This window comes from Rosettibacter sp. KY25 (assembly GCF_057554405.1).
Genome location: NZ_BAAJAO010000009.1, coordinates 32,754 through 46,487 on the forward strand (window position 1 = coordinate 32,754; position 13,734 = coordinate 46,487).

General features: G+C 30.5%; 7 protein-coding genes. 4 read left to right on the forward strand and 3 right to left on the reverse strand.

What is annotated here, in order from left to right; all coding sequences use genetic code 11:
* Nucleotides 1–7 precede the first annotated feature (7 nt).
* From AC27L2_RS07070 to fucP, 3 genes are all read left to right on the forward strand, one after another.
* Nucleotides 8–2,362 (forward strand): glucosamine-6-phosphate deaminase, encoded by a 2,355-nt coding sequence (locus tag AC27L2_RS07070; RefSeq protein WP_487211017.1) that lies wholly within the window; start codon nt 8–10, stop codon nt 2,360–2,362.
* Between the two features lie 106 nt (nt 2,363–2,468).
* Complete coding sequence (locus tag AC27L2_RS07075) at nt 2,469–4,262, forward strand: L-fucose isomerase (RefSeq protein WP_487211018.1); 1,794 nt, start codon at nt 2,469–2,471, stop codon at nt 4,260–4,262.
* Between the two features lie 17 nt (nt 4,263–4,279).
* Nucleotides 4,280–5,581 carry an L-fucose:H+ symporter permease gene (gene fucP, locus AC27L2_RS07080; RefSeq protein WP_487211019.1) on the forward strand — a complete coding sequence of 434 codons (1,302 nt, stop codon included), beginning with the start codon at nt 4,280–4,282 and terminating at the stop codon, nt 5,579–5,581.
* Between the two features lie 3 nt (nt 5,582–5,584).
* Here fucP and AC27L2_RS07085 read toward each other — a convergent pair whose 3' ends face one another.
* Genes AC27L2_RS07085 through AC27L2_RS07095 form a run of 3 tightly spaced genes read right to left on the reverse strand, consistent with a single transcriptional unit; the run spans nt 5,585 to nt 11,512 of the window.
* Complete coding sequence (locus AC27L2_RS07085; protein ID WP_487211020.1) at nt 5,585–7,804, reverse strand: alpha-L-fucosidase; 2,220 nt, start codon at nt 7,802–7,804, stop codon at nt 5,585–5,587.
* Between the two features lie 7 nt (nt 7,805–7,811).
* Nucleotides 7,812–9,242, reverse strand: a complete 1,431-nt coding sequence (locus tag AC27L2_RS07090) for an alpha-L-fucosidase (protein WP_487211021.1) — start codon at nt 9,240–9,242, stop codon at nt 7,812–7,814.
* A 17-nt stretch (nt 9,243–9,259) separates the two neighbouring features.
* On the reverse strand, nt 9,260–11,512 hold the full coding sequence (locus AC27L2_RS07095) for a beta-N-acetylhexosaminidase (RefSeq protein ID WP_487211022.1): 2,253 nt from the start codon (nt 11,510–11,512) through the stop codon (nt 9,260–9,262).
* 281 nt (nt 11,513–11,793) lie between these two features.
* Here AC27L2_RS07095 and AC27L2_RS07100 point away from each other — a divergent pair, with 281 nt between their 5' ends.
* Entirely contained in the window at nt 11,794–13,728 is a 1,935-nt protein-coding gene (locus AC27L2_RS07100) for a sodium:solute symporter family protein (protein ID WP_487211023.1), read from the forward strand.
* Nucleotides 13,729–13,734: the final 6 nt, after the last annotated feature.

Sequence of the window (13,734 nt, forward strand, 5' to 3'; positions counted from 1 at the left end):
GAGAGAAATGGATACAAATTCTAAAGTCGAATATTATTTCTTAAAAAAGTCAGGTAAAAAATTTATTTATAAACCAACAGAAAAAATTCCAGTTATTCAAGTTGAGAATATTCCTGAACTTGGTGAACTGACTGCATTAAGATTTATTGAATGGCTGCAAAATAATCCCGAAGGAGTTGTATCACTTCCTACTGGTAAAACTCCAGAATATTTTATTTACTGGTTTTCTTATTTAATGAAAAATTGGGATAAGCCTGATGTTGTTGAAAAACTCAAGAAAGTTGATTTAGACCCCAAAAGAAAACCTGATATGAAAAAAATCAAATTTGTTCAAATAGATGAATTCTATCCTATTGATTCCTCTCAGCATAATAGTTTTTATTACTATGTAAAAAAGTTTTATATCAAAAAATTTGGTTTCGATATTAACAATGCATTATTGATTAATGTAAATAAAATTGGTACAGCAGAAAATCTTCCAATTAATTTAATCTTTCCAGATAATCGAGTTGATCTTAGTTTAAGAACAAAATTACCATCAAATAGACTTGAAAGATTGCAAAAAGAAACTATTGAAATTGTAGATGAATTTTGTACACAGTATGAAAAGAAAATTAGAGAAATGGGAGGTATTGGTTTTTTCCTTGGTGGAATTGGCCCTGATGGACATATTGGATTTAATGTTCAAGGAAGTGACCATTTTTCAACAACACGATTAACTGCGACAAATTATCAAACCCAAGCAGCTGCATCAACTGATTTAGGTGGATTTGAAGTAGCATCTACAAGATTGGTAATTACAATTGGTCTTGATACAATTACTTATAATCCAAATGCAACAGCAATAATAATTGCAGCTGGAGAATCAAAAGCTAATATTGTTAAAGAATCAATTGAGAATCCTCCAACTAATAAATATCCAGCTACTGTATTACAAAGACTGAAAGATTCGAGATTTTATTTAACAAATGGAGCTGCATCTAAATTAAAAGAAAGAATCTATGCTAATGTAGAAAAAGAAACTACTCTTTCTGAATTTTCTCTTGAAAAAGTAGTACTTGATTTATCAACTGAAGTAAATAAACCTGTTCTTGCATTAACAAAATCTGATTATGAGAGCAATAGATTAGCATCATTAGTTTTGAAGAAATCTGGAAAATCTGTAAAAGAAATAAATGACAAAATTCATAATGCAATTATTGAAAGATTTAACAAAGGAATGGATACACCTGTTAATCAAGTAATTCTTCATACTGCACCTCATCACGATGATATAATGCTTGGTTATCTTGCTTTAATTACTCATTTAGTTAGAACGCCTCTTAATAAACACCATTTTGCAATTTTAACAAGCGGCTTTACTGCCGTTACAAATAGTTACATGCTAAAAATATTAGAACAATTAAAAGAACATTTAACATCAGGAATTTTTGATTCTAAATTAAGTGATGGTTATTTTGATGCAGATAATATCTTAGCTAAAAATAATGATGTAAGTTTATTTCTTGATGGTATTGCTGAAAATAATCTGGCAAAAAGAACAGAAGCTGTTTCCAGAAGATTATTAAGAAATATAATTGAGATTTATGAAGAAGACAGTGAAAAATATTTGCTTGATAGAATAAATGAACTTATTAATTATTTCAAAACTCAATATCCCGGCAAAAAAGATATTTCTTATGTTCAAAGACTTAAAGGCATGGTGAGAGAATGGGAAGAAGAATTAACATGGGCTTATTATGGATTTAGCACAAAAGATATTTCTCATTTGAGATTGGGATTTTATCAAGGAAATATTTTTACAGAAAATCCAGAATTGAACAGAGACGTAATTCCAATTTATAAGTTATTGAAAAAAATAAAACCGACAATTATAACACTAGCATTTGACCCTGAGGGAAGTGGCCCTGATACACATTACAAAGTTTTACAGGCAATATGCGAAGCCATTAAATTATATGAAAAGGAAGAAGATGTATCTAACTTAAAAATTTGGGGTTATCGTAATGTTTGGTATCGATTCCATCCAGCAGAAGCAAATATTTATGTGCCTGTTAGTTTGAACTCAATGGCAATTCTTGAAAATGTTTTTATGAATTGTTATGGTTCACAAAAAGATGCAAGTTTTCCAAGCTGGGAATATGATGGTCCTTTCTGTCGTCTTGTTCAGCATATTCAAGTAGAACAATATCAAAAAATAAGAACTTACTTGGGAAAAGAATTTTTCCTGAATCATCCAGTACCAAGAGTACGTGCTGCTCATGGAATGTTATTTTTAAAAGAAATGTCTGTGAAAGAATTTTATCAATACTCAACTGAACTTAGAAAGTTAATAGAGTTTATAAGAAGCGAGCAAGTATAAAATTTATATGTGAAAAGTTATGGTATAAACTTGATAATTGCTCAAATAGGATTTTAATTATATTAAAATGTAATTTGAATTAAATCAATAAAAATAGAGGTAAGATATGACAGCAGATAGCAAGTTCACTTACCGTTTGAAAGGTGAACCACCTAAAGTTGGAATTAGACCAGTAATTGACGGCAGAAGAGGCGGTGTAAGAGAATCACTTGAAAATCAAACAATGCACATGGCAAAGAATACAGCAAAATTAATTGAAGAAAATTTGCGTCATCCAAATGGACAAAAAGTTGAATGTGTAATTCCAGAATTTTGTATTGGCGGAGTAGCAGAAGCAGCTGAATGCGCTGAATTATTCAAAAAAAATAATGTGGGAGTTTCAATTACTGTTACACCTTGCTGGTGTTATGGAACAGAAGTTATGGATACAGAGCCTTTGATTCCCAAAGCTGTATGGGGATTTAATGGAACAGAAAGACCTGGCGCAGTTTATTTAGCTGCCGCTCTTGCAGGTTATAGTCAGTTAGGATTTCCAGTCTTTGGAATTTACGGAAAAGATATCCAGGATAAAGATGATGAATCAATTCCTGAAGATGTAAAAGAAAAATTATTATTATTTACAAAATCTGCTCTTGCAGTAGCTGAAATGAAAGGCAAATCCTATCTATCAATTGGTTCTGTGTCCATGGGAATTGCAGGTTCAATTGTCGATACTCATTTCTTTAAAGAATATTTGGGAATGAGAAATGAATTTGTTGATATGAGCGAAATTATCAGAAGAATTGATAATAAAATTTATGATGAAGAAGAATTTAATCTAGCATTGAAGTGGGTAAATAAATATTGTATTGAAGGAAAAGATTATAATGTTGAAAAATCGACTCAAGAAAGAAAAAAATATGAATGGGAAACAGTCATTAAAATGACAATAATTATACGAGATTTGATGATAGGAAATAAAAAACTTGCTGAAATGGGATTTATAGAAGAATCAAATGGACATAATGCAATTGCTGCTGGATTTCAGGGACAGAGGCAGTGGACTGATTTTATGCCAAATGGTGATTTTACAGAAGCTATTCTGAATTCATCATTTGATTGGAATGGCATTCGACAACCATTTATTGTTGCAACTGAAAATGATAGCCTAAATGGTGTTGCAATGTTGTTCGGTCATTTGTTGACAAATACAGCTCAAATCTTTTCTGATGTAAGATCTTATTGGAGTCCGGAGGCAGTTAAAAGAGTTACAGGTGTACAACTAAAAGGTTTAGCTGAAAATGGTTTTATACATTTAATTAATTCAGGCTCATCTGCATTAGATGGTTCAGGCAAGCAAAAAATAAATGATAAACCAGCTATTAAACCTTTCTGGGAAATAACGAATGAAGAAATGGAAGATTGCTTAAAAGCTACAAAATGGTGTCCAGCTATTAAAGAGTATTTTAGAGGAGGTGGTTTCTCTTCTCAATTTTTAACCGAAGGAGGAATGCCTGTAACAATGAGTCGAATTAATTTGATTAAAGGATTAGGACCAGTCTTGCAACTTGCAGAAGGTTATACCATTGAATTACCAAAAGATGTAGATGAAATTTTACAGGAAAGAACAAATCCAACTTGGCCTACTACATGGTTTGTTCCAAATTTAACAGGTGAAGGAGTTTTCAAAGATGTTTATTCAGTTATGCTTAATTGGGGTGCTAATCATGCTGCAGTATCGTATGGACATATTGGAGATAAATTAATTACACTTGCTTCTATGTTAAGGATTCCAGTCAACATGCATAATGTATCAAGAGAAAGAATTTTTAGACCAAGCGCTTGGAATGCTTTTGGAACTTCTGATTTAGAAGGAGCAGATTTTAGAGCTTGTAAAAATTTTGGTCCGCTTTATAAATAATAATTTCAAAAATGTTTATGAAAAATGATTGTAATGAAAAATCATTAAATAAAAATAATCTAATTCCCAGAAAAAATTTAATTCCTTTCATTTTAATAACAAGCTGTTTTGCCTGGTGGGGATTAGCAAATAATATGACCGATACTTTACTTGCAGCTTTTAAGAAAATTATGAGTATGTCTGACTTTCAAACATCATGGATTCAAATTGCTTTTTATGGAGCTTACTTTTGTTTAGCATTACCAGCTGCAGTTTTTATAAAAAAGTTTAGTTATAAGTCTGGTGTATTATTAGGGTTGGGACTTTACATTATTGGTGCATTGCTGTTTTATCCAGCAAGTAAAACCATGAATTATTATCATTTCCTTTTTGCACTTTATATTCTTGCGGGTGGACTTTCAATATTAGAAACATCAGCCAATCCTTATATAATTGCAATGGGTCCATCTGAAACCGGGACAAGAAGATTAAATTTAGCACAATCTTTTAATCCAATTGGTTCAATTTCAGGTATTCTCATCAGCCAACTTTTTATTTTGAGTAATTTGAATAGTGCATCAGCAGCAGAAAGAAAAATAATGTCTCAAGAACAATTAACGAAAATTCAAGCTCAAGAATTGGAAGCAGTGATGGGACCTTATGTTGGAGTTGCATTAATTCTTATTATAATCTGGATTTTGATTGCTGTCTTAAAAATGCCAGCAGGGTCAGATGAATCTGCAAATCTTGAATTAATCAAAACATTCAAACGCCTCTTCAAAAATCAAAATTATTTAAGAGGTGTAATTGCACAATTTTTTTATGTTGGAGCTCAAATTGGGGTATGGTCATTTACAATTAGATATACTATGAAAGAATTGAATTTGAATGAGAAAGATGCAGCTTCTTATTATTTAGCTTCGCTGATTTTATTTGGTGGGTTTAGATTTCTTTGTACTGGCTTGATGAAATATTTACAACCCAGCAAATTATTATCACTATTATCATTCTTTTCAATTTTATTAACAAGCATAGTGATATTTTCTGGCGGTGTTTTTGGTGTTTATGCTCTGGTATTAATTTCTGCTTGTATGTCGTTGATGTTTCCTACAATATTTGGATTGGCAATTAAAGATTTAGGAGAAGATACTAAAATTGGAAGCTCTGGTTTGATAATGGCAATATTAGGTGGAGCTGTTTTAACTGCAGTTCAAGGTTTAGTTTCAGATTGGACTGGAAGTATAAATACATCTTACATAATACCATTAATTAGTTTCATAATTATTCTTTATTATGGTTTATCATTCTTGAATAAATCCGAAGTTTCAGAAAATATTTAATTATTACTCAATTGTAATTTCATCAATAAACAGCCAGGCTTTATCACCTTTGCCAATGTGCCAATCTGGACAAATACCAATGTTTTTTGCTTTTAATCTTACATATCTGCATTTAATTTCTTTAATAAAAGCCTCATAATTTTTTATCAAAATTTCATTGTTGTTTTGATTTTCTTCTTTAATTGTGTAAATATTCTCAAATTTATTTCCATCTAATGAAATCGAATAATTAACTTCTTCCGGAAGAAATATATATGCTGAAATATTTCTCAAAAAACTTACTGATATTTTTTTAATGCTTTTAACACTGCCTAAATCAATTATAATATCAATGTCATTTCCGTGATATCCCTGCCATCTTCCATCATTAAAATATTTGGTTCCAAAAATTCCATCAACTAATGAATATAAACCTCCGCCTGTGTACTGACTGCTAAATTCAGAATTATTGATAATACTATATTTTGCTTTAAAAAATTTTTCTGTAACTGGCAGACTTTTTTTACCATATTCTGAAATGGCGTATGCCGTTATGCTTGTTGTTTTAGTAATCTTAAAAGGTTTCTTATACTTTTTGAAAAATTTTTCTGTGTTGAGTTTATAAAAGATAGTTGATTTATCTTGGTCTGAAGAAATTGTAATAGTTGTACTATCTCTAAAAATTTTTTCATTTGCTTGAATTGTTACTTCTGGCGGAGTGAGATACAATCCGAACGAAGAGAGCGTAGGATTAGTTCTTGATTGTTCAATTATTATTTTTATTTTTTTTGTTGTAACCTCAGGAAATTTTAATAATCTTTTATATCCAACTGTTGTTCCTTCTGTTAAAAATTTCCATGAGTTGTCTTCAAAGTAATGAATCTGGAATTTTTCTATGCGCTGACCAACTAAAATATTTTCCTGAAGCATTGCACAATTATAAGTTATTTTATTTGGAAATTGTAGTTCAATCCATGCTGATGAAATAGTATCGTCTGTAGTCCAGTATGTTTCATATTTGTCATCAAGTATATTTTGAATTTTGTTATTACTTGTTTGATTCGAAGCAATTGCAGTTGCATTTTTTGCTAAATTTTTATCAAAGGTTTTATCCAATAAATATCTTAAGCCTCTTAAACTCTTAATGTCATTTTCATGAATCAATCCATTTTTATCAGGAGGGACATTTAATAACAAAACACCATTAAGTCCAACTGAATTAAAATAAATATCAAATAGTTTGGATGGCGATTTTACAAATTCATCATCTTCTTTGTGATAGAACCATCTTGGACGAATTGAAACATCAATTTCTGCAGGATACCAGATTAGAGAAGATGCCTTTAGAATTTTTTCTCTGCTGCCTAAATCTTCATCAGTTAAGTCTTTGGGAATAAAAGCTCCATCAAGAACTTCCTGCTGCGAGTTAGCAGCAATTTCTTCTAAATTCATAAATGAACCTGGTAGAACACTCCATTCTGTTTTTCTCCCATATCCTGATTCTGTTCCTACCCATCTTACATCTGGTCCCATGATTGCAATAACTGCATTTGGTTGTAATTTACGAATTAATGCATAATAAGAATTCCAATCGTAAACTTGTTTTTTCCCATTTGGACCTTCACCACATGCACCATCAAACCAGACTTCAGAAATTTCACCGTAATTAGTTAATAATTCTGTTAATTGATTTTTGAAAAATTCATTATACTCATCTGTGCCATAAGTTTTTTCGTGAATATCCCATGGAGAAAGATAAATGCCAAATTTTATTCCTGCTTTTTTACAAGCTTCTGAGAGTTCTTTAACAATATCTCCTTTGCCATTTTTATATGGAGTTTTTGAAATATTATAATCGGTAAATTTCGTTTGCCACAAACAAAATCCATCATGATGCTTAGCAGTGAGTATTATCATTTTTATTCCAGCGTCTTTAAGTACCTTAACCCACTGATTGCAATCAAGTTTGATTGGATTAAATTTTGTAATATCGGCATCTCTTAACCCCCATTCGACATCGATAAATGTATTAATACCAAAATGAATGAACCCGATAAATTCAAGTCTTTGCCATTCGAATTGTCTTTTTGAAGGAATTACGTTTGCAGCTTTCTTAATTATGTCTTCTTCACTATCAGAAGGAAGAATTATTTTAATGTTTTCTTGTTTCTCGAAATCAAATTTTTGAGCTGAAAAATTTTCATAGAGAAAACATATTAAAATTATGAAAATAATCTTTTTCATTGTTCAATTATGAGTTTATTATTTTAAGTGTTAATGCAAGTCTATTTTGTGTGTTCAATCTTATATCTTCTGGAATAAAAATTATGGTCTGGTTATTTCTAATTATCCAGCTGAGATTTTTATCTTCACCAAGAATCGAAATTGAAGATGCTGCTTTTGGAATAAATTTTTTTAGAATGATTTTATCCGGCAATGTAGTTTCTTTCTCATCAATCAAATAAAAAAGATAATTGATTTTATCTGATTGTTTTGTGAAAAAAATATTTTCTTCTTGATAAGGATAGAGTGGAGATGTATTATAAATTGCTTCACCATTTATTCTCATCCATTTACCAATTTCATTAAGCCTATTGTATGCTTCTTCTTCAAATTCACCATCTGGTTTTGGACCAATGTTTAATAAAAAGTTTCCACCACGTGCAACTATTTTGATTAACGTATGAATTAATTGTCTTGTTGATTTATACTCCAAATTAGGTTCGTATGACCAACTTGGTGTCATAGGCATACAAGTTTCCCATGGATAGGGAAGAAGTTCATTCGGTATTTGATTTTCTGGAGTAAGATAGTTTTGATAAATACCAGGAACAGCACGATCAACTACTATTAAACCTGGTTGTTTTGCTCTCACTTTCTTTACAAGAGCAGGCATATCAATATCCTGATTCTGAATTCTATAAATATTGAAGTTTACTCGTTTTCTTTCTTCGTTTAATTCTTCTTCAGTGTAACTTCTTACCCAGCATCCATCGAGCCATAGAATATCTATTTTGCCGTAGTCTGTCATCAATTCTTCAATTTGATTGTGAGTAAATTCAACAAACTTTTGCCATCGTTCAGGATATTTTTTGATGTCATAATTTACATTGCGGTCAGGAGTTGCAAATCTTCGCCACCAATAATAATCTGAATGCCAATCAGGTTTGGAGAAATAAACACCAATCATAAAATCTCGTTTACGAAATTCATCAAATAAAACTTTTGCAATGTTTGCATTTGGATTTTTATGAAATGGACATTTGCTGCTTGTAATTTTGTAATCAGTATATTTTGAATCGAACATGCAAAAGCCATCATGATGTTTTGTGGTAAATACAAAATATTTCATACCAGCATTTTTTGCTGCTTCTGCCCACTTTGCTGGATTAAAATTAACAGGATTAAATGTTGTGAATAAATTTTCATATTGTTTTTTGTATTCGCAGTAATCATCTATTTTTCTTTTGCACCATTCTTCATCTTCTGAACATAGTGACCACGATTCTACTATTCCCCATTGACTTGACGGAGCCCAATGAATGAGTAATCCAAATTTTAACTTTTTCCATTCTTCTAATTTGGAAAGAACCAAAGGGTCAGTTTCTGGATAATATTCTTTAATTGCTTTTGATATTTCAACTGCACCAGCATGCAAAGATTCTTTTTTTTCTTCGTTCATGGTATATCCTTGAAAATTTATTCAACAATAATTTCATCGATAAATAACCAAGTTTTATCACCCGCTCCTGGATGCCAGTCTGGACATTTCTTTATGTTTTCAGCAAATACTTTTATGTATTTTGCTTTTTCTTTATTGAATTCTGCAATGAAATCTTTTGTGAGTATTTCAGAAGTTTTTTGTGGTATGTCATTTAGAATTACTTTTTTGTTATTAAAATTTATTCCGTCCTTTGATAACGATATTTCTACTCTATTAGGAAGAAATATCCATGAATTTACATTGAGAAAGAATCTTGGTATAACACGATTAATTTCTTTTTCATCTTTCAAATCAATGATTACTTCGAAATCTTTTCCTTCAAATCCTTGCCACAAGCCATCATGAAAATCATTAGTCCCGCGGATTCCATCTATTAATGTTTGATTTCCATTAGCTCTATATCGTGAATCATATTCATTTAAGTAATTTATGTTTCCTTTTAAAGCTTTATGAAGTGCAAATGAGAATTCAATTTTTTTATTAATAAAATGATTCCCTAAAAATCCTCCAATTGTTACTCTGGTTGATTTGTTGATTACAATTGGTTCTTTATAAATTAATGAATTAGTATCGGGCAAAGAGTTATCAAATGTATATCTTATCTGAAGATTTTTTTGATTGGGTGTAATAGTTAGAATAAATTTATTGTTAACTTCATCAAAATTGATATTATAAGAAATAATTTTTGATTCTCTTCCATATTGAATTCCTAAAGCAGATAAATCTGAGTAAACAGCTTGAAGTCTCTGATAAAAATTATCGTAGTTTTTATTTTGTTTGGATGACCAGAATACTTCTGAGAGAGCTAAAATTCTTGGGAATAATTTACTGTCCACAGTTTCTTGAGGTGCATACTCTGTCCATAAATTTGCTTCTCCTCCCAGTATATATTTTTTTTCTTTATCTGTTAATTCATCTGGGATTGGTTCAAAAGAATAAGCTGTCTGTAAATCGAGATTATCGGGGTCATAATTTAGATAAGTATAAAAAGTAGGAGAGCAAATTGTATAATGATGTTGTTTTGCCGCTTCAATAGCTCCTTTATATCCCTGCCATGATTGAACAATTGCTCCTTTAGCTAAACCGCCTTCAAGAATTTCGTCCCAGCCAATAGCTTTTTTATTTTTTGATTCAAGATAATTAACTATTCTTTGAACAAAATAACTTTGAAGTTCATGTTCATCTTTAAGACCTTCTTTTCTAATTCGTTCCTGACATCTTGGACAGGCTTTCCATCTATCTTTTAGAACTTCATCACCACCGATATGAATATATTTACTTGGGAATAAATCAATAACTTCATCAAGTATATCCTGTAAAAAATAAAATGTTGAATCTCTGCCTGCGCAATAAACATCTTTCATTATACCCCACAAATTTGTAACTTCAAATGGACCACCAGTACATGAATTTTCTGGATAAGAAGCTAACGAGGCGAGACAATGACCTGGCATTTCAATTTCAGGGACAATGTTAATGAATCTGCTTTTTGCATATTCTACTATTTCTTTAATGTCTTCTTGAGTATAGTAACCACCATAAATTGAACCATCGGCTTCTTTTCTCCATGCACCAATTTCGGTTAATTTTGGATATTTCTTAATTTCAATTCTCCAGCCCTGGTCGTCAGTAATATGCCAGTGCAGTGTATTGAATTTATAATATGCCAAAATATCGATGTATCTTTTGATAAAATCTTTTGTCATGAAATGACGACTGCAATCCAGATTTAATCCTCTCCATGTGAATCTTGGTTCATCTTCAATAATGCAACATTGTAAGTTGATTGCTGAGTTATTTTTATTGATTTTAATCTCAGGAGGAATAAGTTGAAAAATTGTTTGCAGCCCTCTAAATAATCCAACTGTTGAACCTGCAGTAAGTTTGATTTGATTTGGTTTTATGATAAGTTGATATGCTTCATTGTTTTTTATATTAAATGACTTATCAACTTCAAAGATAATTTTACTTTTTGAAGAACTTCTGCTTTTTGATTTTGAAGATAAAATTTGAATGCCGCTAAATTCTTTTACTTTTTCAATAAAATAATTTTTTATGAAATCATCTTTACAAATGATAACACTTTCAAATGTTAACGAAAAAGACCCATTAGCAATTTTAACTTTTTCAGGATAAGGTATTAAATTTAACTGATTTTGGGATGCTTCAACATTTAGCTGTTGAGTTAAAAAGAATGATAAAAGTGTTAATAAAGTAAAAAATTTCATTTTTTTATCCTCATGTATATTTTTAATAAAAATAATCTTAGAAAAAATATTGAATTATTTTCAAAAAAATCTAAAAATTTCTTTGATATTTAGCATAAAATTCTTTAGAATAGTTGTAATAAAAATATAGTATTTTTTAGTAAAATAAAAACAATATTACAAAATGAATCAAAAATTATTAACCATATTTAATTTTAATTGAAATTATCTTTTTATTTTTTATCAATTCCTAACAAAAAAGTTAAGCAATTTCTTAGTTCACAATAATTTAGCAGGTATTTATGGAAATTACATTTTTAGAATTAATTATCGTAGCACTTTTTTTAAGTATTCTATTTTATGGAGTATATCTTGGGAAAAGATATTTGTTAAGTGTTGCAGATTTTTTATCTGCTGGAAGGTCTGCTGGGAGATATATGATTACGGTTTCGCAAGGGATGGCGGCTATAGGTGCTATTACAATTGTTGGTCAATGGGAGATGAATTACGTAGCTGGTTTTTGCTTGCGCTGGTGGGAATTTTTCATGGCTGTTGTTTTATTAATTATTACTGTAACAGGCTGGGTTATTTATCGCTTCAGACAAACTCGTGCACTGACTGTTGCTCAATTTCTTGAGATGCGTTACAGCAGAAATTTCAGAATTTTTGCTGGTATCCTGGCTTTTGTTTCTGGTTTACTAAATTTTGGAATATTCCCAGCCGTAAGTGCAAGGTTTATTATTTATTACTGTGGACTTCCATTGTCCATAAATATGATTGGAATTAATATTTCTACTTTTCCTTTGGTGATGATTGGATTTTTATCTATCTCATTATACTTTGTATTTGCAGGTGGTCAAATTTCGATTATCATTACTGAATTTATTCAGGGAGTTTTATCAAATCTAACTTTTCTTGCTATAATTGCTTTTTGTCTTGTAATAGTAAATTGGAATCAGATTTTTGAAGCAGTAAGTACAGTTCCAGAAAATGCATCTTTAATTAATCCTTATAAAACAAGCGAAGTGCCCGATTTTAATTTCTGGTATTTTTTAATCAATGTTGTTGGAGTAATTTATGCTAAAATGTCATGGCAAGGTTCTCAGGGTTTTTATTCATCTGCTAAAAGTGCTCACGAAGCAAAAATGGGAGAAGTATTAGGAAATTTGAGAGATATTCCTAAATGGCTTTTCCTTGTTTTCATTCCTGTAGTTGCTTTCACAATTTTACATCATACTAATTTCCAATCAGTTACTGATAATGTTAACCATACTTTATCTACAATTGATAACGAAGCTGTAAGAAATCAATTAAGAGTTCCACTTGTTCTTTCAAAAGTACTTCCTGTTTATTTAAGAGGTGCCTTACTTGCTGTTATGATAATGGCAACTATTGGAACTCATAGCTCTTACATGCATTCATGGGGAAGTATTTTTATTCAAGATGTAATAATGCCTTTTAGAAAAAAATCCTTTACACCAGAACAACATTTGAAAATGTTAAGATATGCTATTCTCGGTGTATGCATTTTTATATTCTTGTTTAGCTTAGTCTTCCCTATGACAGAATATATATTTCTCTACTTTGCTATTACTGCTGCAATTTTTGTCGGTGGGTCTGGTGCGGTAATAATTGGAGGACTTTATTGGAAGCGGGGAACTACAGCTGCTGCATGGTCTGCTTTAATTATTGGTTCTATAACAGCTGTTACAGGAATAATTCTCCAACAGATTTATCCCAATTTCCCGATTAATGGTCAATACTTCTGGGCAATTGCAATGGGTTTATCATCATTAGTTTATGTACTTGTTTCTTTGCTTGGAAAGAAAAATGAATTTAATATGGATAAAATGCTTCACCGTGGTAAATATGCAATAAAAGAAGAAACAATAATTGTAAACGAAGTTCCACTCAAAGGATGGAGAATGCTTGGAATAGGAAAAGAATTTACCAAGGGAGATAAAATTATTTATTTGATTTCGTATATATGGACTTTTATTTGGGTTGCAGTTTTTATTATTGGAACAATATTAAATTTTACTAATGATGTTCCAGATTCTGCATGGATGACATTCTGGAGATATTATGTTCTCATTAATCTTGTTGTTTCTTTTTTAATTATAATCTGGTTTTCTGTTGGTGGACTTAAAGATTTTAAGGATATGATGAATCGTTTGAAAAATATGGTTCGTGACCATCGAGATGATGGAACTGTAAGAAATGATTTTAAAGATTAAAATGAG

What these genes read in the sequence shown, in the direction of transcription:
- AC27L2_RS07085 (WP_487211020.1), bottom strand. Translation starts at nt 7,804, where the DNA reads ATGAAAAAGATTATTTTCATAATTTTAATATGTTTTCTCTATGAAAAT.
- AC27L2_RS07100 (WP_487211023.1), top strand. Translation starts at nt 11,794, where the DNA reads ATGGAAATTACATTTTTAGAATTAATTATCGTAGCACTTTTTTTAAGT.
- fucP (WP_487211019.1), top strand. Translation starts at nt 4,280, where the DNA reads ATGAAAAATGATTGTAATGAAAAATCATTAAATAAAAATAATCTAATT.
- AC27L2_RS07095 (WP_487211022.1), bottom strand. Translation starts at nt 11,512, where the DNA reads ATGAAATTTTTTACTTTATTAACACTTTTATCATTCTTTTTAACTCAA.
- AC27L2_RS07070 (WP_487211017.1), top strand. Translation starts at nt 8, where the DNA reads ATGGATACAAATTCTAAAGTCGAATATTATTTCTTAAAAAAGTCAGGT.
- AC27L2_RS07075 (WP_487211018.1), top strand. Translation starts at nt 2,469, where the DNA reads ATGACAGCAGATAGCAAGTTCACTTACCGTTTGAAAGGTGAACCACCT.
- AC27L2_RS07090 (WP_487211021.1), bottom strand. Translation starts at nt 9,242, where the DNA reads ATGAACGAAGAAAAAAAAGAATCTTTGCATGCTGGTGCAGTTGAAATA.